This is a genomic window from Pseudomonas caspiana (genome assembly GCF_002158995.1).
Taxonomy (GTDB): Bacteria; Pseudomonadota; Gammaproteobacteria; order Pseudomonadales; family Pseudomonadaceae; genus Aquipseudomonas; species Aquipseudomonas caspiana.
In genome coordinates this window covers 24,425-46,243 of the sequence record NZ_LOHF01000013.1, presented here as the reverse complement: position 1 = coordinate 46,243, position 21,819 = coordinate 24,425, and the positions used below count along the sequence as shown (strand labels likewise).

At 58.1% G+C, this 21,819-nt stretch carries 18 protein-coding genes and 1 pseudogene; 11 read left to right on the top strand and 8 right to left on the bottom strand.

Translation table 11 applies throughout. The features are described 5' to 3' along the window. The first annotated feature begins 2 nt into the window (after positions 1-2). The 4 genes and pseudogenes from hflC (at position 3) to cfaB (ending at position 5,498) form a co-directional block, all read left to right on the top strand. Positions 3-1,055 (top strand): protease modulator HflC, encoded by a 1,053-nt coding sequence (gene hflC, locus AUC60_RS15940; protein ID WP_087269340.1) that lies wholly within the window; start codon positions 3-5, stop codon positions 1,053-1,055. Beyond that, complete coding sequence (hflK, locus tag AUC60_RS15935) at positions 1,052-2,119, top strand: protease modulator HflK (protein WP_087269337.1); 1,068 nt, start codon at positions 1,052-1,054, stop codon at positions 2,117-2,119. Before hflC ends, hflK begins: the two co-directional genes overlap by 4 nt. Then, positions 2,116-4,039, top strand: a pseudogene (locus tag AUC60_RS15930) (heavy metal translocating P-type ATPase). Before hflK ends, AUC60_RS15930 begins: the two are co-directional and overlap by 4 nt. A gap of 274 nt (positions 4,040-4,313) precedes the next feature. Next, positions 4,314-5,498, top strand: a complete 1,185-nt coding sequence (gene cfaB, locus AUC60_RS15925) for a C17 cyclopropane fatty acid synthase CfaB (RefSeq protein ID WP_087269334.1) — start codon at positions 4,314-4,316, stop codon at positions 5,496-5,498. Positions 5,499-5,682: 184 nt separating this feature from the next. On the opposite strand, the gene cls is transcribed toward cfaB, so the two are convergent. Beyond that, positions 5,683-7,122: a cardiolipin synthase gene (gene cls / locus AUC60_RS15920; RefSeq protein WP_087269332.1), complete on the bottom strand. Its 1,440-nt coding sequence runs from the start codon at positions 7,120-7,122 to the stop codon at positions 5,683-5,685. A gap of 169 nt (positions 7,123-7,291) precedes the next feature. Here cls and AUC60_RS15915 point away from each other — a divergent pair, with 169 nt between their 5' ends. Then, a complete protein-coding gene (locus AUC60_RS15915; protein WP_087269329.1) occupies positions 7,292-7,813 on the top strand; it encodes a DUF3617 domain-containing protein in 522 nt (173 codons plus the stop codon). On the opposite strand, the gene folE2 is transcribed toward AUC60_RS15915, so the two are convergent. Continuing rightward, positions 7,797-8,714 (bottom strand): GTP cyclohydrolase FolE2, encoded by a 918-nt coding sequence (gene folE2 / locus AUC60_RS15910; protein WP_087269635.1) that lies wholly within the window; start codon positions 8,712-8,714, stop codon positions 7,797-7,799. The two genes, AUC60_RS15915 and folE2, sit on opposite strands and share 17 nt — an antisense overlap. A gap of 105 nt (positions 8,715-8,819) precedes the next feature. Between folE2 and AUC60_RS15905 the strand changes: the two genes are divergently transcribed. From AUC60_RS15905 to AUC60_RS15895, 3 genes are all read left to right on the top strand, one after another. Next, the gene (locus AUC60_RS15905; protein ID WP_087269327.1) at positions 8,820-10,043 is read left to right on the top strand and encodes an N-acetylmuramoyl-L-alanine amidase; all 1,224 of its coding nucleotides are present in this window, start codon (positions 8,820-8,822) and stop codon (positions 10,041-10,043) included. 267 nt (positions 10,044-10,310) lie between these two features. Further along, on the top strand, positions 10,311-11,519 hold the full coding sequence (gene zigA / locus AUC60_RS15900) for a zinc metallochaperone GTPase ZigA (protein WP_087269324.1): 1,209 nt from the start codon (positions 10,311-10,313) through the stop codon (positions 11,517-11,519). Next, positions 11,519-12,169: a DUF1826 domain-containing protein gene (locus AUC60_RS15895; protein WP_087269321.1), complete on the top strand. Its 651-nt coding sequence runs from the start codon at positions 11,519-11,521 to the stop codon at positions 12,167-12,169. The genes zigA and AUC60_RS15895 overlap by 1 nt, the downstream gene beginning before the upstream one ends. Before the next feature lie 135 nt (positions 12,170-12,304). On the opposite strand, the gene AUC60_RS15890 is transcribed toward AUC60_RS15895, so the two are convergent. Then, on the bottom strand, positions 12,305-12,652 hold the full coding sequence (locus AUC60_RS15890) for an NADH:ubiquinone oxidoreductase (RefSeq protein WP_372489485.1): 348 nt from the start codon (positions 12,650-12,652) through the stop codon (positions 12,305-12,307). A gap of 41 nt (positions 12,653-12,693) precedes the next feature. Between AUC60_RS15890 and AUC60_RS15885 the strand changes: the two genes are divergently transcribed. After that, positions 12,694-13,671 (top strand): CobW family GTP-binding protein, encoded by a 978-nt coding sequence (locus tag AUC60_RS15885; RefSeq protein ID WP_087269315.1) that lies wholly within the window; start codon positions 12,694-12,696, stop codon positions 13,669-13,671. 28 nt (positions 13,672-13,699) lie between these two features. On the opposite strand, the gene AUC60_RS15880 is transcribed toward AUC60_RS15885, so the two are convergent. Then, entirely contained in the window at positions 13,700-14,092 is a 393-nt protein-coding gene (locus AUC60_RS15880) for a DUF3301 domain-containing protein (protein WP_087269312.1), read from the bottom strand. Between the two features lie 113 nt (positions 14,093-14,205). Between AUC60_RS15880 and pdxY the strand changes: the two genes are divergently transcribed. Continuing rightward, positions 14,206-15,072, top strand: coding sequence for a pyridoxal kinase PdxY (gene pdxY / locus AUC60_RS15875; RefSeq protein WP_087269309.1), 867 nt, complete (start codon positions 14,206-14,208; stop codon positions 15,070-15,072). Positions 15,073-15,240: 168 nt separating this feature from the next. On the opposite strand, the gene AUC60_RS15870 is transcribed toward pdxY, so the two are convergent. Beyond that, a complete protein-coding gene (locus AUC60_RS15870) occupies positions 15,241-15,726 on the bottom strand; it encodes an acyl-CoA thioesterase (protein WP_027901706.1) in 486 nt (161 codons plus the stop codon). A gap of 298 nt (positions 15,727-16,024) precedes the next feature. Between AUC60_RS15870 and AUC60_RS15865 the strand changes: the two genes are divergently transcribed. Continuing rightward, positions 16,025-17,788, top strand: coding sequence for a cation:proton antiporter (locus AUC60_RS15865; protein ID WP_087269307.1), 1,764 nt, complete (start codon positions 16,025-16,027; stop codon positions 17,786-17,788). Positions 17,789-17,886: 98 nt separating this feature from the next. Here the strand turns inward: AUC60_RS15865 and AUC60_RS15860 are convergent, their stop codons facing one another. The 3 genes from AUC60_RS15860 to uvrD form a co-directional block, all read right to left on the bottom strand. Further along, complete coding sequence (locus tag AUC60_RS15860; RefSeq protein ID WP_027901704.1) at positions 17,887-18,294, bottom strand: SMI1/KNR4 family protein; 408 nt, start codon at positions 18,292-18,294, stop codon at positions 17,887-17,889. Between the two features lie 132 nt (positions 18,295-18,426). Beyond that, positions 18,427-19,275, bottom strand: coding sequence for a Tim44 domain-containing protein (locus tag AUC60_RS15855; RefSeq protein ID WP_087269304.1), 849 nt, complete (start codon positions 19,273-19,275; stop codon positions 18,427-18,429). A 345-nt stretch (positions 19,276-19,620) separates the two neighbouring features. Then, complete coding sequence (gene uvrD, locus AUC60_RS15850) at positions 19,621-21,804, bottom strand: DNA helicase II (RefSeq protein WP_087269301.1); 2,184 nt, start codon at positions 21,802-21,804, stop codon at positions 19,621-19,623. Positions 21,805-21,819 lie beyond the last annotated feature (15 nt).

The window sequence follows — 21,819 nt, the reverse complement described above, 5'->3', positions numbered from 1 at the left end:
CCTTGAGTCTGTTTCATAACCACGATCACGCCGGTCACGATCACAGCGGCCACGGCCATGACGGTCATCATCACAGTCACCACCATCATGGCGAATCATCCGGCTCTGCCGCCTTTCCATGGCGTCGGGGAATACTCGCGGCACTGTTGATCGCGTTTGCCGTGGCAGCGGCCAGTCTGGTGCAAGTACGCTCGGGCGAGGCGACGGTCATTACCCGTTTCGGTAATCCTTCGCGAGTGTTGCTGGAGCCGGGTTTGAACTGGCGCTGGCCCGCGCCTTTCGAGGCGGCGATACCTGTGGACCTGCGTTTACGCACCACGTCCAGCGGCTTGCAGGATGTCGGCACGCGTGACGGGTTGCGCATCATCGTTCAGGCCTATGTCGCCTGGCAGGTTCAGGGCGATGCGGACAACGTGCAACGCTTCATGCGAGCCGTGCAAAACCAGCCGGACGAAGCGGCGCGGCAGATCCGCACGTTTGTGGGTTCTGCGCTGGAAACCACGGCCAGCAGTTTTGATCTGTCGAGTCTGGTGAACACCGACGCCAGCCAGGTGCGGATCAGCGAATTTGAAAACCAGCTGCGTCAGCAGATTGATCAACAATTGCTCACCACCTATGGCGTACGCGTCTTGCAGGTCGGGGTTGAGCGTTTGACCCTGCCGTCGGTGACGCTCAACGCCACTGTGGACCGGATGCGTGCCGAGCGCGAAACCATCGCTACCGAACGGACCGCCGTGGGCAAGCGCGAAGCGGCGCAGATTCGTTCGGCAGCCGAGCGTGATGCGCGAATCGTTGAAGCAGACGCTACGGTCAAGGCCGCCGATATCGAAGCTCAATCCCGAGTCGAAGCCGCGCAAATCTACGGCCGTGCTTATGCCGGTTCGCCGCAGTTGTATAACCTCCTGCGCTCACTGGACACGCTCGGGACCATTGTTACCCCCGGCACCAAACTGATTCTGCGCACCGATGCCGCGCCGTTCAAAGTGCTGGTTGATGGCCCGCCCACGCTGGATGTCTCTCCAACGCCGAATGGCAAAGCCGGGTCGCAACCATGAGTGAGCACGGCGCCTCAGGCAATCAACGACCGGCTTCGAACAACCCATGGTTGCAGGCCAGCCGTTTGGCGTTCCTGGCTCTGTATGGTGTGACGATTCTGGCTGCGTTGGGTTGGGCAGCGTCCAACGTGCGGCAGATCGATCCGCAAAACCGTGCCGTGGTGTTACGCATGGGCGCACTGGAGCGAGTCCAGAACGCCGGGCTGCTGACCGCTTGGCCGCAACCGTTCGAGCAAGTGGTGTTATTGCCGTCTGCGGACCGGGTGATTGAACGCCGTGTGGAGACCTTGCTGCGTTCGTTCTCGGCTGTGCAGGCCGACAAAGCTGCAAGCTTTGCGGCACCCATGAGCGATGCGCTGGCCGGGTCGGGTTATCTGTTGACCGGGGACGCCGGGGTGGTGCAACTGGACGTTACGGTTTACTACAAAGTCAGCGACCCGTACGCCTTCGTCCTGCAGGGTGATCATGTGGCGCCAGCGCTGGACCGACTCGTCAATCGCAGTGCCGTGGCGCTGACGGCAGCGCGGGATCTGGACACCATTCTGGTCGCCCGGCCTGAGCTGGTTTCGGCCGACAGCCAGTCAGCCGAACGACGTGAACGCCTGCGTGGCGATCTGGTTCGCGGCATCAATCAGAGGCTTGCAGAACTGAGTGCGACGGGCGTCGGCATTGGCGTCGAGGTGACCCGTGTCGATGTTCAATCGAGTTTGCCCGGTGCAGCCATCAACGCTTTCAACTCGGTCCTGACCGCCAGCCAGCTCGCTGATCAGGCCGTGGCGAATGCGCGCAACGACGCTGAAAAGCTTATCCAGACGGCAAACCAGCAGGCCGATCGTACCTTGCAAGTGGCGCATGCCCAGGCATCCGAGCGTCTGGCCAAAGCCCAGACCGATACGGCCACGGTGGCCAGCCTGAGTGAGTCGATGCACTCCGGGAGCGACCCCGGTTTGCTGCAACGCCTCTATCGCGAACGCGTGCCAAAAATCCTCGGCCAAGCGGGTTCCGTGACCGCTGTTGATCCCCGTGACGATTCCCGCCTGATTATTCAGGGAGCAGAACAATGAGTGGCGAAGCCCTTCACGAATCAGCAGGGCAGAGCATGCTCAGCGCCCCGGAAAAACGCAGCGCTGCACGACAGTTGACCTTGGCTATGCTGGCGCTGGGGCTGTTGGGGTTGGGTCTGATCTGGCGTTTTGTCGCGCCGGATCAGTATGGCGTCAGCCAGCTTTTGTTGGGCGCGGCTTCCCTGCTGGTGGCGATCCCGGTAGTCAGCGCCGGTTGGCACAGCCTGCGTTATCCCAGCCTGCACGGTGTCACTGATCAGTTGATCGCGCTGGCGATGCTGGGCGCCTGGGCTACCGGAGACCTGATGACGGCCGCACTGCTGCCGATCATCATGATCTTTGGCCATGTGCTGGAAGAGCGCAGCGTCATCGGTTCTCAGGGCTATTCAGGCGCTGGGCCGCCTGACCCGCAGCCATGCGCGGCTGATCAAGGCCGATGGCAGCGTGGAGGAAGTGGATAATTCGACGCTGGCTGCGGGGGATCAGGTTGAAGTCCGTGCGGGTGATCGGGTGCCCGCTGACGGACGAGTGATCTCGGGTCAGGCCAGTCTGGACACCGCGCCGATTACCGGTGAATCAGTGCCACTGGAGGCCAGGGTCGGGATCGAAGTGTTTGGCGGGGCGATCAATCTGGATGGTCTGCTGCGTATTGAAGTGACGCGCACGGGGCAGGATTCAACGCTGGGCAAAGTGATCGCGCTGATGCAAAGCGCCGAGCGTTCCAAGCCACCGATCACCCGGCTGCTGGAGCGTTATGCGGGCAGCTACATGGTGCTGGTGTTGCTGATTGCCGCAGTGACCTGGTTCATCACCAATAACGCTCAGGCCATGCTCGCCGTGCTGGTTGCCGCTTGCCCGTGTGCGCTGGTGCTATCGGCTCCGGCGACGGCCATCGCAGGTATCGCCGTGGCGGCACGACACGGGATTCTGATTCGCAGCTCGGCCTTTCTGGAAGAGCTGGCCGACCTGACTTCTCTGGTCGTCGACAAGACCGGCACTCTGACTTTTGGCACGTTGCGCATTGAGTCTGTGCAAAGCGTGGGTCCTGAGTCGCCGCACTTTCTGCCATTGGCGGCAAGCCTGGGTAGCGCGAGCAGTCACCCGGTCAGCCGCGCGCTGGCCAGTCTGATTGCCAAGGATCAGCAGTTGGCGCTCAGCGATATTCGCGAGCTTCAGGGTTTGGGTGTGGTGGCGACGAGCGAACTGGGCATTGCTGCACTGGGCCGTCCCGAGTTGTTCGAGCAACTGGGTATCACCACCGCAGTGGTCCCGATTCACGACGGTCCGATTGCCGGTCTGGCACTTGACGGTGTGTTTCTCGGTTGGCTGTTACTGGCCGATACGCTGAAGCCAGAAGCCCGTGCCGCGCTGGCTGAATTGCGCGAGCTGGGCCTGGGCAGGCAGTTGCTGCTGACCGGTGACCGGCAAACCGTGGCGAACACACTGGCACTGGAAGTCGGCATTACCGACGTGCAGTCACAAGCCTTGCCTGAGGATAAGTTGACCCGGGTACGGGCTGAAATCAGTCGCGGCTTCCGGCCGATGGTGGTGGGCGACGGCATCAACGATTCCCTCGCCCTCAAAGCAGGTGTCGTGGGGGTGGCGATGGGCGCGGGTGGCGCCGATATTGCGCTGGCATCAGCAGATATCGTGTTGATTGGCAGTGATCTGCGAAGGCTGGGAACCTGTGTTCGACTGAGCCGACAATGCCGTCGAACGCTACAGATCAACGTCATCATCGGTCTGGGTTGGACCCTTGCGATTGTGGGCCTGGCTGCTTTCGGCTGGCTGGGCGCGGCCGGAGCAATGGTCGCCGCCATCCTGCACAACCTGAGCACGCTGCTGGTGCTGGGTAACGCTGGCAGACTGCTGCGATTGCATGAGCCGTTGGGCGAATTGTCAGCCGCAGCGCGCCATTGACTCTGTAAGGGTCGCGCAAACGGCGGGCTAGAGCGGTCTGCTAAGTATAAAAAATTGCTTGAGCTTTGAAGAACTCTGTTACAAATTAATAGTCAGTCAAGTAGAGCGCTGCATTTCCAGCGTCATGGCTGTCTCGAATCAGGTGGGGTACAGGGCTGTTCCCGGAAGTCGATTCGTAGTTATTGGTTATAGACCCTATAGCGGGCCAGTCCTATTGCAGGACTGATCCTCGACTACGCTTTTTCAAGTTCTTGATCATTGGGGGTTTACTCAAATGCTCGCGCAACTTCCACCGGCCCTACAGAATCTTCACCTCCCGCTACGTCTCAAGCTCTGGGATGGTCATGAGCTCGACCTCGGGCCTATGCCCAGCGTCACGATCGTCGTCAAAGACCCCCGACTGGTTTCCGACTTTTCCCACCCAAGCCTCGATCTGCTGGGCAGTGCATTCGTGGAAGGACGGCTGGATATGGAGGGCTCCATCAGCGAAGTCATGCGGGTTTGCGATGAGCTGACCCAAGCACTGGGTGATGATGAGGATGACAGCAGCCCGGTCCGCTCCCACCATGATAAAGCGACTGATGCGGCGTCGATTTCCTACCATTACGATGTTTCCAACGAGTTTTACCAGCTCTGGCTGGACAAGGAGATGGTGTATTCCTGCGCCTATTTCAAAACCGGCAATGAAAGCCTTGAACAAGCGCAGCAAGACAAATTCCACCATCTGTGCCGCAAGTTGCGGCTGAAGCCGGGCGAGTACTTGCTGGATGTCGGCTGTGGCTGGGGAGGCCTGGCCCGTTTCGCCGCGCGGGAATATGGCGTGAAAGTGCTCGGTATTACCTTGAGCCGCGAGCAACTGAAGCTGGCCAGAGCCCGCGTCAAAGCTGAAGGCCTGGAGGACAAGGTTGATCTGCAGTTGCTCGACTATCGGGACCTGCCTCAGGACGGTCGCTTCGACAAAGTGGTCAGCGTAGGCATGTTTGAGCACGTTGGGCACGCCAACCTGGCGCTTTATGCCCAGCGCCTGTTTGGCGCGGTGAAGGAGGGCGGGCTGGTGATGAATCATGGCATTACCGCCAAGCATATCGACGGTCGTCCTGTGGGGCGCGGTGCCGGTGAGTTCATCGGCCGCTATGTGTTCCCTAACGGCGAGCTCCCCCACGTATCGAAAATCAGTGCTGACATCAGCGAGGCGGGGCTGGAAGTAGTGGATGTCGAAAGCCTGCGCCTGCATTACGCGAAAACCCTCGAGCACTGGAGCACCCGACTGGAAACGCATCTGGAGCAGGCCGCTGCCATGGTCCCGGAACAAACCCTAAGGATATGGCGCTTGTACCTGGCTGGCTGCGCCTACGGGTTTGCCCATGGCTGGATCAATCTGCATCAGATTCTGGCGGTCAAACCTCGCGCCGATGGCAGCCATGATTTGCCATGGACGCGCGCAGATATCTATCGTTAGTTGATCAACGCGCAGTGGTTTTCACGCAGTCTGCGCAGGAGTGCGCGAGCACCGCGAGGCCGCGATAGCGGTGCACCAGACGGACCGCCATCGCGGCCTCGCGGTGCTCGTGAGCAGCTCCTACAGAAAAGCATTCCAGATCAGATAGTTATTTTTGATAGGAGCGGGCCTTTCCCCTGTCACTTCAGAGGATCGGTGAAATCAACCGCGCGATGCGCATTCCCAATTGTTGCAAGTGGTGCGTTTCCCGGCTTTCCTGTTCCGAGACTTCATGCGCCAGTGCGAAATCGTCGTTAAGCATCTGCTCCACTTCGCTGGCGAAATCACCGTCGACGGTGAGCAACATCAGTTCGAAATTCAGGCGAAACGAGCGGTTGTCGAGGTTGGCACTGCCGATCGCGGTGATCTCGTTATCCACTAGAACCACCTTCTGATGCATGAAGCCGGGCCCGTAACGAAACACCCGGACACCTGCGCGCACTGCTTCGAAGGCGAACAAGGTTGAGGCGGCATACACCACGTAATGGTCCGGACGTGAGGGCAATAGCAGCCGCACGTCCACGCCGCGCAACACCGCAAGGTGCAAGGCTGCCGACACTGCTTCATCAGGCACGAAGTACGGACTGGTTATCCACACCCGCTCCGTTGCGGCGTGGATCGCTTCGACGAAAAACAAGGAGCAGGTTTCCTGCTTGTCCGCCGGTCCACTCGTTAGCAGCTGGCATAGCACGCCATCTTCCGGGAAGCTGTCCGGCAGGCTCAGGGGCGGTAATTCCCGTGTCGCCCAGAACCAGTCTTCGGCAAATGACTCCTGCAAGCAAGCAACCACTGGCCCGATGACTTGCACATGGGTATCACGCCAGGGTGCCAGCGGCGGTTTGAGGCCGACGTACTCATCGCCGACGTTGTGCCCGCCGAGGAAGCCTTTCGTACCGTCAACGACGACGATCTTGCGGTGATTACGAAAGTTGATCTGGAACCTGTTGAGCCAGCCGCTGCGGGTCGCGAATGCCTTGATCTGCACGCCACCTTTGCGCAGTTTTTCGCTGTAGCTGCCTGGCAGTGCGTGACTGCCGATGCCGTCGTACAGCACGTAGACGGCCACGCCTTCAGCGGCCTTTTCCAAGAGCAGCTCCTGCATGCGTCGGCCCAACGCGTCGTCATGGATGATGAAGAACTGAATCAGGACCGTTTGCTTCGCCTCGCGGATGGCGTCGAAGATTGCGCTGAACGTCGCATCGCCATTGATCAGCAGCTTCACCTCGTTATTGGCGAGTGCCGGGGTATTGCCCAGTTTTGGCATGGCGCGTAGTGACGCATACGCTTCCGAGCGTCTGGCGGCGACGGCCTCTTCAATCCAGGGGCGCCAGTTCATATCACTGATGGCGGTGCGCATTTCTTCGTTAGCCTGACGTCGCGCCTTGATATACGCATCAAATGAACTGCGACCGAACACCAAGTAGGGAATCAGGGTGAAATAGGGGATGAACAGCAGCGGCATTGCCCAGGCAATCGAGCCTTGCGCAGTCCGCACTGTCAGCAATGCATGAATCGCGGCGATAATCCCGAGCAGATGAATGAATCCAATGACATAGCCGAAGAAATACGGGCTGTGGTAATCCATTCGTGATCTTTCCTTAGGCACCATTGCTGCTTAACAGACCACAGCGGGTGCGGATTGTCGCTATTTTATTCACGGTGCAACTGGCTGCATGATCTGCCGTCTAAGCCTCATCGTCCGGCGGCCATGTGCGGTTGCTCCTGTCCCTCAAGGGTTGAACAAGGATCCAGTAATGAAGAAGTCCACCTTGGCATTGATGTGCTGTCTGGTTGCGCCATTGGCTCAGGCGCAAATGCTACAACCCGGTCTGTGGGAGTTGACGTCCAGCAACATGCAAGTGGATGGTCAAGCCATGCCAGACCTGCAAATGATTCTGGGGCAGTTGAAAAACCTGCCGCCAGAACAGCGTGCCATGGTTGAGCGCAATCTTGAAACTCAAGGGGTTACGCTGGCTGGTAAAGGCGTGCGCTTTTGTCTGACGGATGCGCAGGTAAAAGGCGATGACATCCCGCTGACTGATCCAAAGTCCGGCTGCACGCAACGCATCACCGAGCGGAATGGTAAAAACTGGAAATTCACCTTCAGTTGTCCAAAAGCTCAAGGTAATGGTCAAGCTCAGTTCTTGAGCGATCGTGAGTTCACCACTCATGTGATCGGCACGTTCAATGCCACCGGCCAGCAGCAGAACGGCAGCATGGACACCCGCGCGGTATGGCAGGGTGCGCAGTGTGGTGCGGTCAAACCACGGACCTGATGGGCGTACTTCCCTCGGCGCTCCAGCTACTCTGAGCGACAGCATCGTGGGCGTGCAGGCTTTCAGCGTGCACGACCTTCACCGTGAAGGACTTCAGCAGCGGGTTACGCTGCAATGAGCGATGCAGGCGTCGTGCAGCGTCTTCACAGAACATCAGGTTCTGGCCGTTCGCCAGAGCGAAAGCCTGCTCGTCTGCACGCTTGACCGCCGTCTGTACGGCGGTTCCGAGCGCTGCTTCAGCTTGGTCGATCAAGTGCTGAAGCGGAAATTCTTTAGTTAATTCATTGAGTTGCACGTGCAAGTGCGCAGTGCTGCGTTGGCTGTGCGGCGTTGCAACGATACCTTCGGCGGTGCCTAGCCAGTCCAGAACACTTTGATAATCCAGCTCCGCGCTGGCGAAGTCTTCAGTGAACTGCTGCTGGATGAGCTGCCTTGCCAGAGCTGCTGAGCAGGGACAGGTGGATGAGTAGCCCACGTCAATTTTTAGTTCCACGTGGAACATATCGTTTTCAAGACTCGCCAAGATGCTGATTGGATAGGCTTTCCAGCCTGCCAATGGGCTAACCAGCGCCGGGCGTTTGAGCAGGCATTCGGTATGAATATTCAAATAGGCACGTTGAGAAAGGCCTTCGTGACTTTCTAGAAAACCCAGCAACACCTGCTGGACTGAGCGAGGTGTTAGCTCCTTGCCCTCCATCAATTCAAGCGCCAGATACAGGCGCGACATATGGATGCCCCTCGCGTTTCCATCCTCCAGGCTAACGCCTGCATCGACTTTCGAGCTGACATGGTGTCCTTCAATGCATACGGGCAACGCGATTCCACACATACCCACCCAGTCCAGCGGCTGTGCCTGGCGGGAGGCTTGCGATGCAATATCCGGAAGTGAAGCAAGTTTCATGAAAGAGGCCATCAGTCGAGTAAATCATCACGTTATACTATAACTATAATTTCGACGATTTCTTTTTTGGGCTGGGATGCTCTTCACCTTTGAACGGGTCATCGCATGCACCGCCGTCAGATTCTGCTTAACCTGTTGCTAGCCAGTGCTGCCTTCGCATTGCCGCTAGGTGCCAACGCTGCTCAGATCCGCAATGCCCGTCTGTGGCGTACTGACGACAAACTACGTCTGGTACTGGACCTCAGTGGTCCTGTGCAATACAAAACCTTTACCCTCGGCGCGCCGGACAGACTGATCATCGACATCAGCGGCGCACGTCTGAGCGGGGATTTCAGTCAGCTCGCGCTGCAAGACACGCTGATCAAATCGATTCGCTCCGGGCACTACGGGCAGGGCGATGACACGCGTATCGTTCTCGACCTGACCGGGCCCGTGAAACTCAACAGCTTTCTGCTGGGGCCTGCTGGCGATCAGGGGCATCGTTTGGTTCTGGACCTGGGCGCAGAGGGCGCTGCTGCGCAACAACTGGCGGTGCAGCCGGCGCAACGCGCGCCGGTCGTCAGTGACAAACAGCACCCCAAGCGCAACATCATGGTGGTGGTCGATCCGGGGCATGGCGGTAAAGACCCAGGCGCAGTAGGAGCCAAGGGCGAGCGGGAAAAGGATGTGGTGCTGTCCATCGCTCAACTGTTGGCCAAACGACTGAAGCGGGAAAAAGGCTTTGATGTGCAACTGGTGCGCAATGACGACTTCTTCGTGCCGCTGCGTAAGCGCGTCGAGATTGCTCACAAGCACAACGCTGACATGTTTATCTCGGTGCATGCCGACGCGGCACCGCGCCTGACGGCTTCCGGCGCATCGGTATTTGCTTTGTCCGAAGGCGGCGCTACATCAGCGACTGCTCGCTTTATGGCGCAGCGCGAGAACGGCGCGGACTTGTTGGGTGCCACCAGCTTGCTCAACCTTAAAGACAAGGACCCGATGCTGGCCGGGGTCATCCTCGACATGTCGATGAACGCCACCATCGCCGCCAGCCTGCAGTTGGGCAATACCATCCTCGGTAGCCTGGCGAACATCACCACCCTGCATCAAAAACGCGTCGAACAGGCCGGCTTTGCGGTACTCAAGTCGCCGGATGTGCCGTCGATTTTGGTGGAAACCGGATTTATCTCCAACGCCAAAGACAGCCAGCGGCTTGTGACAGCACGCCATCAACAGGCGGTGGCGGATGGATTGTTCGACGGGTTGCAGCGATATTTTCAGCGCAATCCGCCGGTTGATTCGTACATGGCTTGGCAGCAAGAGCAGGAGCGAGCCGGGCAGGTTTAGCTTTAATTTAAGTTGTGGGAACGTCTGTATTCCTGAAAAGACACTGTAATGAAGCAAACACGGCCCCTGTAGGAGTGAGCTTGCTCGCGATTCGATTTTCTTTCGATAAATCATCGCCTGACCTGCCGCTATCGCGAGCAAGCTCACTCCTACAAAGATCTGTTTACTATATGAATTGTTATACTATAACATCAATCGGGTGATTGATCGGTGCCTCGCACCGCCATGCGAACAGGGTCAAAACCCTGAAACCTGATGAGAATCCCGATGCCAAACCGCCTTCCCGTAACCGTTCTGTCCGGCTTTCTCGGTGCCGGTAAAAGCACGTTGTTGAACTACATATTGCGCAATCGCGAAGATCTTCGGGTTGCCGTGATCGTCAACGATATGAGCGAGATCAACATCGATGGCGGCGAAGTTCAGCGTGATGTCTGCCTGAACCGGGCAGAAGAAAAACTCATCGAGATGAGCAATGGCTGTATCTGCTGCACCCTTCGCGAAGATCTGCTCGAAGAAGTCAGCCGTCTGGCTCAGGACGGACGATTTGATTATTTATTGATCGAGTCCACCGGCATTTCCGAGCCGTTGCCAGTGGCGGAGACTTTCACGTTCCGTGATGAAGCAGGTAAGAGCCTCACCGACATGGCGCGGCTGGACACCATGGTCACAGTCGTCGATGGGGTGAATTTCCTGCTCGACTACCAAGCGGCAGAAAGCCTCGCGACCCGGGGTGAAACCTTGGGTGACGATGACGACCGCTCGATCACCGACCTGCTTATCGAACAGATCGAGTTCGCCGATGTAATTCTGCTCAGCAAGATCGACCTGATCAGTTCCAGCGAGCGCGAAGAGCTGGTCGCGATTCTGCAGCGACTCAATGCCAATGCCGAAATCATTCCGATGGTGATGGGCGAGGTGCCGTTGGCGAAGATCCTCAACACCGGTCGCTTTGACTTCGAACGGGCGTCATTGGCCCCTGGCTGGCTCAAGGAGTTGCGCGGTGAGCATGTGCCGGAAACCGAGGAATATGGCATCGCGTCCACAGCTTATCGCGCTCGGCGGCCATTTCATCCGGAGCGCTTCTTCAGCTTCATTGATCGGGAATGGACCAACGGCAAACTGCTGCGCTCCAAAGGATTTTTCTGGCTGGCCAGCAAACATCAGGATGCGGGCAGTTGGTCTCAGGCCGGAGGTTTGATGCGCCACGGCTTTGCTGGTCGCTGGTGGAGGTTCGTGCCACGTGCGCATTGGCCCCAGGATGAAGAAAACATCAACGCGATCATGGACAACTGGACCTCACAAACCGGTGACTGCCGGCAGGAATTGGTGTTCATCGGTCAGAACATCGACTTTGCGCAACTCACCGCCGAACTGGATAACTGCTTGCTCACCGATGCGGAAATGGCCTTGGGCACCGATGGCTGGGTGGCGCTCCCCGATCCATTTGGCCCATGGCATGAAGTGGAGGCGGCGTAATGCTCGCGACGGTATTGAAATGGCAGCCCCGCATCCGTCAGGTTCAAGGTGATACTCCGGCCATCCTTAGCCAAGTATTGGAGGACGATGTGAATCTGGCGGTCTGGCAGCGTCAGTTGCCTGCGCACATCGAAGACTTTGGCGCGCTGCTGCTTTCCCTGAACGAGCCGCTGGCGGAGGCCATCACGCTGGAGATAAGCGATGACGATACGCCGCCGAATCTTCAGAGTTTCGCTTCTGCTTACGCCGACCTGGAAGGCTATGCGGGTTTTATCGCCGACGTATCATGGCTGATCAGCGCTTATGCCTGCCTGTTGGGGGCCAAGCGAGTCGGGGTTAGATTGCGGGTGCTGGATAAAGCCATGTGCCCGCGTTTTCATGTCGATCACGTACCAGCGCGCCTGATTACCACCTATGCCGGTGTCGGCAGCCAGTGGCTCAAGGAGGGCGCGATCGACCGTCGACAGTTGGGCGACCCACAGGCCGAGCCTCGTGATGCAATGAAAATCAGGCAAATCAATTGCGGCGACGTGGCGTTACTCAAGGGCGAGCGCTGGACCGGCAACGAAGGCCAAGGCCTTGTGCACCGTTCGCCGCCGTTGCAGCGTGATGAACGGCGGTTGCTGCTGACCCTGGATTGGTTGGCTTAGAAGCATGTTGAGCATGGGATCTGATTGTGTGGGAGCAGAGCTTGCTCGCGATAAGGCTGGACCCGATCTAAAGCGAACCGCGTTCAGCCTTATCGCGAGCAAGCTCTGCTCCCACAGATACAGGGGTTCACCCATTCAAGGCACCAACCACTTCCCCTGACTCTGCCCCTCACAAAACGGCTTCAAATACTGCGCATCGCTGGCCACGCCGTAATAGTGAATGTCTTCGCGATAAGGCATATTGGCGACTTGCGCGTTGCTGCAAATCCCAAAGGCTCCGGTGGGGCATTGCTCCAGAAACGTCACATCGGTTTTCTGCCCCGCGAGTTGCGGCTGGCAAAAGCCGTCATGAAACAATTTAGGCGGAATGTTGCGGTTGGCCTGACAGACTTTGACGTCCAGCCGCTCAGCCTGACTGTGCACCAGACAGGCCTCGGCCCACGCGCTTCCTGCGCTGGTTGCCAGTATCATCCCCAGAAACATCTCGATCCTGGCCTTTAACGCCTTCGTCATAAGCGACCACCATGCTGCAGAACATCCCGACCCACGTCATCGGCGGACCTTTGGGGGCAGGCAAGACCAGCCTCATCAAACATCTGTTGGCGCAGAAGCCGGCAGATGAGCGCTGGGCGATCCTCATCAATGAGTTCGGTCAGATTGGCCTGGATGCCGCGCTTCTGACCACGGCCGACGATGGTATCGCACTTGGCGAAGTGGCTGGCGGTTGCCTGTGTTGCGTTAACGGCGCGCCCTTTCAGATCGGTCTGGGTCGGCTCCTACGAAAATCCAGGCCGCATAGGTTGTTGATCGAGCCGTCCGGCCTCGGTCATCCCGCGCAGTTGATTGAGCAGTTGCAGCAAGCGCCCTGGCTGGGTGTGCTCACGGTTCAGCCGAGCGTGATGGTGCTCGACGCAGCGGCATTAGCTGCTGGTCATCCATTGCCACCGAGTCAGGAATCGGCGCTGAACACCGCAGGGCTACTGGTTTTGAATAAGTCAGCGAAACTGGATGCGGTAACACGCCAGCGGATCATTGAGCAATTGCCCTTGGGAGAAGTGATCTGGACCGAGCAGGGCAGACTTTTGCTGGCTGAATTGCCTGGCGTATCCACAACGTCCGGTCCGCTTGTGGATAAATCCGCTGTGGATAACCCCTCGCTGCCCAAGAGTCTGGGGCAGCTTCCTGCGATATGGGCAGATCCAGTCCAACCGATTTGCCTCAGTCAGAGTCAGCAAGAAGGCTGGAGCATCGGCTGGCGTTGGCACCCTAGCCAGCGCTTTGATCTGAGCCGGCTGGAAGTGTGGTTGCAGGGAATGGACTGGCGCCGCGCCAAACTGGTTATCCACAGCGAGAGCGGCTGGATGTCAGGCAACGCAGTCTCGGGGGACGTTGTGCAGTGGCAGGCCAGCGAGTGGCGACGGGATTCTCGGCTTGAATTGATCTTCTCGCAGCCACAGGATGAGGACCGTTTGCAGGTTGAACTGGCTGCTTGTTTGCTCTAGAACAACTTATCCACAAGCCGCGCGTGATCTACTGCTTCCACTTGTTGTGTTCTTGCCGCCATTGGCTCAGCTGGATAATTTCCGCGCTGGGGGGCGGCGTTTTCATCTCGAACGGGTAGGGCGCCAGTTCAATCTGCGCGTTGTGTGCGCCAAACATGGTGATAGTGCCAGGGTGGCGCTGCTCGCCGGTGACAGTGAACTCGAAGTTATACACACGGGCCAGTCGTTTGCGGCCCTGGGCATCTCGGGCAAATGTCAGTTTGCGCAAAGCCACGTTGCCATCCAGCAACTCCACATCCAGTTTTGCGCAGTGCTGCTTGACGCGCTCCAGCGCGCGTTCGCGCAAACCATGGGCATGCCATAGCCATGCCGCACCAGTGGCCAATAGCATCAGGACAAACATGTTTCCCAAGGTCAGCATGAAGAAGCACTCCAACAAAGTGCCACCAGCTTAACTGTCTCTGGGGATTTGCAGCCATACTGCGCGACTTAAATTTCTTACTACTGCATTTGCATCGTGTTCAGGAACCCCAGATGAAACGTACACCCCATTTGCTCGCCATTCAGTCCCATGTGGTTTTCGGCCACGCAGGCAACAGCGCTGCGGTGTTTCCGATGCAACGCATCGGGGTGAATGTCTGGCCGCTCAACACGGTGCAGTTCTCCAACCATACCCAGTACGGGAAGTGGGCTGGCGACGTTTTGCCTCCGCAACAGATCCCCGCGCTGATCGACGGTATTGCGGCGATTGGTGAGTTGGGCAATTGCGATGCGGTGCTTTCCGGCTACCTGGGCAGCGCCGCCCAGGGCCGAGCGATTCTGCTGGGCGTCGAGCGGATCAAAGCCGCCAATCCTAGTGCGCTGTATCTGTGCGATCCGGTGATGGGGCATCCCGAGAAAGGCTGCAGCGTACCCGCCGAAGTCAGTGATTTTCTGCTCGAAGAAGCGGCGGCTGTGGCGGACTTCATGTGCCCGAACCAGCTAGAACTGGATAGCTTCTCTGGCCGTAAACCTGAGTCGTTGTCCGATTGCGTGGCCATGGCGCGCGCCTTGTTGGACCGAGGCCCGAAAGCCATTGTGGTCAAACACGTGGATTATCCCGGCAAGCCTGCTGACGGCTTTGAGATGTTGCTGGTGACCGCTGATGGCAGCTGGCACTTGCGTCGCCCGCTACTGGCCTTTCCGCGCCAGCCAGTGGGTGTCGGCGACTTGACGTCCGGATTGTTCCTGGCCCGCGTGCTGCTCGGGGATGAACTGGTCGCGGCGTTCGAGTTTGCCGCGGCGGCGGTGCATGAAGTGCTGCTGGAGACTCAGGCGTGCGGCAGCTACGAACTGGAGCTGGTCCGCGCCCAGGACCGCACAGCTCATCCTCGGGTGAGGTTTGAGGCGGTGCGGTTGTAGCGTGTGGTCAGCACGGTCCTCTGTGGGAGCTGGGCTTGCCCGCGATAAACGATCACGCGGTGCATCTTATATCTGCGCCTCGTATATCGCGGGCAAGCCCGGCTCCCACAGGAATATCATTCCAATTGATAGTCTGTGTTGCCTGATATACCGGGGTTGAGACTCGCCTTACAGCGTCTCGTCCTTGATTTCCTGATAACGCTTTTCCAGTTCCTGGCGGATCTGCCGACGCTGTTGGGCCTGAATGTAGCGGCGTTTGCCGTCCGGGCTTTCTGGCTCCAGCGGCGGCACGCTGGCCGGTTTGCGCTGGTCATCCACGGCAACCATGGTGAAGAAGCAGCTATTGGTGTGACGCACCGAGCGCTCGCGGATGTTTTCCGTGACGACCTTGATGCCGACTTCCATTGAAGTGTTGCCCGTGTAGTTCACCGACGCCAGGAAGGTCACCAGTTCACCGACATGGATTGGCTCGCGGAAAATTACTTGGTCCACCGACAGCGTCACCACGTAGCGGCCTGCATAGCGGCTCGCACAGGCATACGCCACTTCGTCGAGGTATTTCAACAGGGTGCCGCCGTGTACGTTGCCAGAGAAGTTGGCCATGTCCGGGGTCATCAATACAGTCATCGACAGCTGGGCGTTTCCGGGTTCCATAGCGTACTCACGATCAAGGCGGTTCAGAAATTGCACCTTATGGCGGTGCTTACGGATTCAAGCGTTGTGTGACAGTTATCGGGACGCTTGTTGGCTGTAAGCCGTCACGCGTGCAGCCGATCTGTTTCCATATATTGCACCGGCTTTATCAACGAATGTGCAGTGTTAACCTGCAAAAGCCCGTGGAGCGGGCAAATTCTTACAAATTAATCAGATTTCTGCAGTGCAGTAGCTGAATTCTCCTTCGTTTGGCGAGAATTCGGCTGGCAGCAATGCGTTTCATAAGGAGCCGGACCCCATGCATGCCATCAGCTTTATTCAGGATTTGGCAGTAATCATGCTGGTGGCTGGCGTCGTGACCATCCTCTTTCATCGCCTCAAGCAGCCGGTTGTACTGGGGTACATCGTGGCGGGCTTTATCATTGGCCCGCACACGCCGCCGTTCGGGCTGATCCATGACGAAGACACCATAAAGACCCTCGCCGAGCTTGGGGTCATTTTCCTGATGTTCTGCCTAGGGCTGGAGTTCAGCCTGCGCAAGTTATTCAAAGTTGGCGCAACGGCCTTCATTGCGGCGTTTCTCGAAATCACCCTGATGATCTGGATCGGCTATGAAATCGGTCAGTACTTTGGCTGGAGCACCATGGATTCGTTGTTCCTTGGCGCGATCCTGGCGATTTCTTCGACGACCATCATCGTCAAGGCGCTCAATGACCTGAAGATGAAAAACCAGCCCTTTGCGCAATTGATCTTTGGCGTGTTGATCGTCGAGGACATTCTGGGCATTGGCATCATTGCCTTACTGTCCGGGATCGCCGTCAGTGGTTCGGTCAGCTCGGGCGAAGTGTTCTCCACGGTCGGCAAGCTTTCGCTGTTCATGATCGTAGCCTTGGTGATCGGCATCCTTCTGGTGCCGCGCTTGCTGGCTTACGTGGCGAAGTTTGAAAGCAATGAGATGCTGCTGATTACCGTGCTGGGCCTTTGCTTCGGTTTCTGTTTGCTGGTCGTGAAGCTGGAATACAGCATGGTGCTGGGCGCGTTCCTGATTGGCGCAATCATGGCCGAGTCGCGCCAGTTGCTGAAAATAGAACGCCTGATCGAACCAATTCGCGACATGTTCAGCGCAATCTTCTTTGTCGCTATTGGCTTGATGATCGATCCCGCGATCCTGGTTCAATATGCCTGGCCGATTGCGGTCATCACCGTTGCAGTTGTCCTTGGCAAAATGCTGTCCTGCGGGCTGGGTGCATTTCTCGCCGGTAATGATGGCAAGACCTCGTTACGCGTGGGCATGGGCCTGTCACAGATTGGCGAATTTTCCTTCATCATCGCGGCGCTGGGCATGACCTTGCAGGTCACCAGCGACTTCCTCTACCCGGTGGCGGTCGCTGTCTCCGCAATCACAACATTGCTGACGCCTTATCTGATTCGCGGCGCCGACCCGTTGTCGAACCAACTGGCGAGCATCATGCCTCGCCGCGTAGCGCGGGTGTTTGGCATGTACGGTGAGTGGCTACGCAGCATTCAGCCGCAAGGTGAGGGCGCGCTGCTGGCATCAATGATTCGGCGGATTCTGTTGCAGGTCGGGGTCAATCTGGCATTGGTCGTCGCCATCTTCTTCTGCGGGGGCTATTTTGCCGAGCGCATCGGCGTGTACATCAGCGACTGGGTCAGTGACGTGGGTCAGCAGAAAGCCTGGATCTGTGGCGCTGCTTTGTTGCTTTCGCTGCCTTTCCTGATCGCGGCCTATCGAAAGCTCAAGGCGTTGTCGATGTTATTGGCTGAGATGGGCGTCAAGCCGGAGATGGCCGGCCGGCATACGGCGAGAGTGCGCAAAGTGATCGCCGAGGTGATCCCGCTGCTGTCTTTGCTGGTGATCTTCGTCATGCTCGCCGCGCTATCCGCGAGCATCCTGCCGACAAACGAATTGCTGATTCTGATCGCCGTGATCGCAGCCATCGTCGCGGCAGTGGCATGGCGCTGGTTCATCAGAGTGCATACGCGTATGCAGATCGCGTTGCTGGAGACGCTGGGGAATAATCAGGAGTCGAATGAGCACTAGCGGCTAAATCTGGCACCTGTAGGAGCGAACTTGTTCGCGAGGCTCTGTGTCAGGTGCCGCGTCTCGCGAACAAGTTCGCTCCTACAGGGGCATGCAACTCAGCTTTCCAGCCAGACGTCCCGCGCCCAGTGCCATACCGATTCCCAGCTTTCTTCGGTAACCAGCTCTTCTTCGCCAGACCACAGCACCACGGTGCCGTCTTCTTCGACGCAGTAGTAGTCTTCACCGTCCTGGCAGATCGGGATCAGCTCGCGCGGCACGCCGATATCCCAGGCCGAGGCGGCGACTTCGGGCAGGTAAGTGTGCGATCCGGGGTCGGTAACGGTCACCGGCTCAAGGCTGCCGTACACCACGTCGCTCACCGTCAGGAGGAATTCCTTGAAGACGAAGGGGATATTGATGAACAGCTGTTCTTCGACCTCAACGAGTTGGTCCTCGTCGGGTAGCTCCAGCGGAACCGGAACAGGTTCATTCGCTTCGCGTAATTGTTCAATGACTTCTTCCACGGCCTGGCTCCTCTGACTTGATGGCGCGGTTTATACAGTAGCTTAAAGGCTTTCTCAAAATAACTATCCCAACGGATAAAACAAAAACCCCGGACAAGTCCGGGGTTCTGCTTACTCGTGGAGCGGTCTAAATCAACCGTTCTGGCGAATACCTGCAACCAGCCAAGGCTGATTATCGCCCTGAGCACGCTCCATGTTCCAGCTTTCGCTGAACACTTCACCCTGATCGAAGCGCGAAGACTTGGACACACCGCTGAATGTCAGCGTGGCGATGGTCTTGTCAGCGCGATCATCCAGGCCGTCCAGTTGAACGTTCAGGTTGTCGATATAGGTCGACTGGAAAGCGTCGCCCAGATCCGCACGTTCCTTTTTCAGGAACTGCAGCATTTGTGGAGTCACGAACTCTTCGATCTTGTCCATCTCGTTCGCATCCCAGTGCTGCTGCAGCGACTGGAAGTGGCTACGAGCGGCTTCAAGGAAGCGGGTCTCGTTGAACCAGGCCGGAGCGTTGATCACCGGAGCGGCTGCGGCTGCACCCGAACCACCGAAGATCGAGTTCTGGGCAGGCTGTTGAGCGCTTTCACGCTGGTAAGTCATCGGGCCAGCGGCGGTAGCCATCTGCTCGCCTTGTTGCTTACGACGACGTGCCGCGATGAAGCGGAAGATCAGGAAGGCAATGACCGCCATGATCAGGATGTCGAAGATTTGCATCCCCTGGAAGCCGTCGCCCATGAACATGGAAGCGAGCAGGCCGCCGGCAGCGATACCGGCCAATGGGCCGAGCCAGCGGGAAGCACCGCTAGCAGCAGGGCGACCAGCAGCGGTTGGCGCTGCAGCTGGAGTGGTCGGAGTGGCTTGGCGCGACTGGTGACTTGGCGCCGAGCCCATGCTCTTGCCGCCACCGAAACGCGCAGCGTTGGCTTCAAAGCTCATGGTGAGCCCGATGCACAGCGCCATAGCGATGCTTAGAAAACGTTGCATAAGGGTATTCCCGTTTTGTGGATTGCACGCGCGCCATATTGCATAGGGCATATGTGTCTGGCTAGCGGCCATATGTTTCCGGCTTTTGCGTGATTGCCGAAGACCCTATGTAGGTTGGTCCGTAAGGCTTCGGTGAAAGTTCTGTAGGACGGATCGCCGGACAGTGTCATCTATATGGAGGTGACCGGGGACGGATTCAATCTGCCGCTGCATGACTGCTGTCTGTGGGAGCTGGGCTTGCCCGCGATAAGGCTCGATACGGTTCACATGAAACCGCGTTGACCTTATCGCGGGCAAGCCCAGCTCCCACAGGAAGTATTTCCCTTCAGACAACGAGTCAGCAGTCTAAATCGCTTCCAGCTTCGCGTAGCCCATCATCAGCCACTTGCTGCCTTCGGCGAAGTTGACCTGCACCCTTGCCTGAGCGCCAGCGCCTTCGAAGTTCAGGATCACCCCTTCGCCAAACACCGCGTGTTGCACACGCTGGCCCAGGGTAAAGGCGGTTTCCGGGATACCGGTGCCGTTGAACAGGTTGCTGGTGCTGACTTTCTGCGTACCGCCGAAAGGTCGGCTGACGCTGTTGGACAAGCGCACTTCCTGAATCAGCAGCGGCGGTATTTCACGTACGAAACGCGACACCTTGTTGTAGGTCTCGCTGCCGTACAGGCGACGGGTTTCTGCATAGGTCATCACCAACTGTTGCATGGCGCGGGTGATGCCGACATACGCCAGACGTCGTTCCTCTTCCAGCCGGCCCGGCTCTTCCAAGCTCATCTTGTGCGGGAACAGGCCTTCTTCCATGCCCACGAGGAACACGTAAGGGAATTCCAGGCCCTTGGCGCTGTGCAAGGTCATCAGTTGAATGCTGTCTTCATGCTCTTCGGCCTGGGTATCTCCGGCTTCCAGCGAAGCATGGCCGAGGAATGCAGCCAACGGGGTCAGTTCGGCGTCTTCTTCGTTGTTTTCGAAGTTACGCGCCGCGCTGACCAGTTCCTCAAGGTTTTCTACCCGAGCCTGGCCTTTTTCGCCTTTCTCTTCCTTGTGGTAGTTGATCAGCCCGGACTGCTCGATGACGGTTTGCGTCATCAAATGCAGCGGCATTTCCATGACCTTGGCCGCAAGGTTTTCGATCAACTCGACGAAACCGCCCAGCGCGCCTGCGGCACGGCCGGTCAGGCCTTTATTGGCGATCAGTTGACGAGTGGCTTCCCACATCGAGACGTCGGCATGGCGAGCATGTTGACGAATCGCTTCGACGGTTTTTTCACCGATGCCGCGGGCCGGAACGTTGATGATCCGCTCCAGTGCCGCATCGTTGCCACGACCTTCGAGCAAGCGCAGGTAAGCCATGGCGTTCTTGATTTCAGCACGTTCAAAAAAGCGCTGGCCGCCATAAATGCGGTACGGAATTCGTTCGCGCAGCAACGCTTCTTCAAGCACCCGTGACTGGGCGTTGGAGCGATACAGAATGGCGATTTCGCTACGGGAGAGACCGGTCTTGAGTGCGCTCTCGATGGTTTCGACCACGTAACGGGCTTCGTCGTGTTCGTTGAAGGCCGCGTACAGATTGATCAGTTCGCCATCGCCGACATCCGTCCACAGCTCTTTGCCCATACGGCCGCTGTTATTGATGATCAGTCCGTTAGCCGCTTTGAGAATGCTGGCGGTCGAGCGATAGTTCTGCTCAAGACGAATGACTTCGGTGTCCGGGAAGTCCGACGAATACTGGTGGATGTTCTCGATCTTCGCGCCACGCCAGCCGTAAATCGACTGGTCGTCGTCGCCCACCACCATCAAGCTGTCGCCACCTTGCGCCAGCAAGCGCAGCCATGCGTACTGCACGGCGTTGGTGTCCTGGAATTCGTCCACCAACACATGGCGGAAGCGCCGCTGATAATGAGCGAGCAGGCCGGGATTGTCGCGCCACAGGTCAAGCGCACGCAGCAGCAGCTCGGAAAAGTCGATCACCCCGGCGCGCTGACAGGCAGCTTCATAGGCTTCGTAGATCGACTTCATGGTAGTCAGGAACAGATCGCCGCTGGCCTGAATATGCTTGGGCCGCAGGCCCTCGTCTTTCTGGCCGTTGATAAACCACTGGGCTTGTTTGACGGGCCAGCGTTGTTCATCCAGGCCCAGCTCGCGCATGACGCGTTTGACCAGACGTTGCTGATCATCACTGTCCAGAATCTGGAAGGTCTGCGCCAGATTGGCTTCCTGCCAGTGTGCCCGCAACAGACGGTGCGCCAGGCCGTGGAACGTGCCTACCCACATGCCTGCCGGGTTGATGCCCATCAGTTGTTCGATCCGATGGCGCATTTCTGCGGCCGCCTTGTTGGTGAACGTCACCGACAGGATCGAATGTGGCGAGGCTTGCTCGACCTGGATCAACCAGGCGATGCGATGCACCAGCACACGGGTTTTGCCGGAACCAGCGCCGGCCAGGACCAACTGACGACCCACGGAGGCAGCTACGGCCTGGCGTTGGGCATCGTTGAGGGAATTAAGCAGAAGGGAGAGATCATCGCGCATCGACGCATTCTAGGG

Coding starts and splice junctions, on each gene's coding strand:
- hflK (WP_087269337.1), top strand. CDS start 1,052: ATGAGTGAGCACGGCGCCTCAGGCAATCAACGACCGGCTTCGAACAAC.
- cfaB (WP_087269334.1), top strand. CDS start 4,314: ATGCTCGCGCAACTTCCACCGGCCCTACAGAATCTTCACCTCCCGCTA.
- cls (WP_087269332.1), bottom strand. CDS start 7,122: ATGGATTACCACAGCCCGTATTTCTTCGGCTATGTCATTGGATTCATT.
- AUC60_RS15915 (WP_087269329.1), top strand. CDS start 7,292: ATGAAGAAGTCCACCTTGGCATTGATGTGCTGTCTGGTTGCGCCATTG.
- folE2 (WP_087269635.1), bottom strand. CDS start 8,714: ATGAAACTTGCTTCACTTCCGGATATTGCATCGCAAGCCTCCCGCCAG.
- AUC60_RS15905 (WP_087269327.1), top strand. CDS start 8,820: ATGCACCGCCGTCAGATTCTGCTTAACCTGTTGCTAGCCAGTGCTGCC.
- zigA (WP_087269324.1), top strand. CDS start 10,311: ATGCCAAACCGCCTTCCCGTAACCGTTCTGTCCGGCTTTCTCGGTGCC.
- AUC60_RS15895 (WP_087269321.1), top strand. CDS start 11,519: ATGCTCGCGACGGTATTGAAATGGCAGCCCCGCATCCGTCAGGTTCAA.
- AUC60_RS15890 (WP_372489485.1), bottom strand. CDS start 12,652: ATGTTTCTGGGGATGATACTGGCAACCAGCGCAGGAAGCGCGTGGGCC.
- AUC60_RS15885 (WP_087269315.1), top strand. CDS start 12,694: ATGCTGCAGAACATCCCGACCCACGTCATCGGCGGACCTTTGGGGGCA.
- AUC60_RS15880 (WP_087269312.1), bottom strand. CDS start 14,092: ATGCTGACCTTGGGAAACATGTTTGTCCTGATGCTATTGGCCACTGGT.
- pdxY (WP_087269309.1), top strand. CDS start 14,206: ATGAAACGTACACCCCATTTGCTCGCCATTCAGTCCCATGTGGTTTTC.
- AUC60_RS15870 (WP_027901706.1), bottom strand. CDS start 15,726: ATGGAACCCGGAAACGCCCAGCTGTCGATGACTGTATTGATGACCCCG.
- AUC60_RS15865 (WP_087269307.1), top strand. CDS start 16,025: ATGCATGCCATCAGCTTTATTCAGGATTTGGCAGTAATCATGCTGGTG.
- AUC60_RS15855 (WP_087269304.1), bottom strand. CDS start 19,275: ATGCAACGTTTTCTAAGCATCGCTATGGCGCTGTGCATCGGGCTCACC.
- uvrD (WP_087269301.1), bottom strand. CDS start 21,804: ATGCGCGATGATCTCTCCCTTCTGCTTAATTCCCTCAACGATGCCCAA.